The organism is Oxalobacteraceae sp. CFBP 8761 (assembly GCA_014841595.1).
GTDB lineage: Bacteria > Pseudomonadota > Gammaproteobacteria > Burkholderiales > Burkholderiaceae_D > Telluria.
This window is the reverse complement of sequence record JACYUE010000012.1, coordinates 1-1,178: the sequence shown is the minus strand read 5'-3', so window position 1 is coordinate 1,178 and position 1,178 is coordinate 1. Positions and strand designations below refer to the sequence as shown.

1 rRNA gene is annotated in these 1,178 nt (G+C 51.2%); it reads right to left on the bottom strand.

The features are described 5' to 3' along the window. Positions 1-22: 22 nt before the first annotated feature. Positions 23-1,178 (bottom strand): 23S ribosomal RNA (locus tag IFU00_22820); the annotation flags it as partial.

Genomic DNA, 1,178 nt, shown 5'->3' with positions numbered 1-1,178 from the left:
AACCCTGGACTACCAAGGTTATAGGGACAAGCCGTACGGGCAATTAGTACTGGTTAGCTTAATGCATTACTGCACTTCCACACCCAGCCTATCAACGTCCTGGTCTCGAACGACCCTTTAAAGAGCTCAAGGCTCTGGGAAATCTCATCTCAAGGCAAGTTTCCCGCTTAGATGCTTTCAGCGGTTATCTCTTCCGAACTTAGCTACCCGGCAATGCCACTGGCGTGACAACCGGTACACCAGAGGTTCGTCCACTCCGGTCCTCTCGTACTAGGAGCAGCCCCCTTCAAATTTCCAACGCCCACGGCAGATAGGGACCAAACTGTCTCACGACGTTTTAAACCCAGCTCACGTACCACTTTAAATGGCGAACAGCCATACCCTTGGGACCGGCTACAGCCCCAGGATGTGATGAGCCGACATCGAGGTGCCAAACTCCCCCGTCGATATGAACTCTTGGGAGGAATCAGCCTGTTATCCCCAGAGTACCTTTTATCCGTTGAGCGATGGCCCTTCCATACAGAACCACCGGATCACTATGTCCTACTTTCGTACCTGCTCGACTTGTCGGTCTCGCAGTTAAGCACGCTTATGCCATTGCACTATCATCACGATGTCCGACCGTAATTAGCGTACCTTCGAACTCCTCCGTTACACTTTAGGAGGAGACCGCCCCAGTCAAACTGCCTACCATGCACTGTCCCCGATCCGGATAACGGACCAAGGTTAGAACCTCAAATGAACCAGGGTGGTATTTCAAGGTTGGCTCCACGAACACTAGCGTGTCCGCTTCAAAGCCTCCCACCTATCCTACACAGATTGATTCAAAGTCCAATGCAAAGCTACAGTAAAGGTTCATGGGGTCTTTCCGTCTAGCCGCGGGTAGATTGCATCATCACAAACATTTCAACTTCGCTGAGTCTCGGGAGGAGACAGTGTGGCCATCGTTACGCCATTCGTGCAGGTCGGAACTTACCCGACAAGGAATTTCGCTACCTTAGGACCGTTATAGTTACGGCCGCCGTTTACTGGGACTTCAATCAAGAGCTTGCACCCCATCATTTAATCTTCCAGCACCGGGCAGGCGTCACACCCTATACGTCCACTTTCGTGTTTGCAGAGTGCTGTGTTTTTATTAAACAGTCGCAGCCACCATTTTATTGCAACCCGTTCATCCT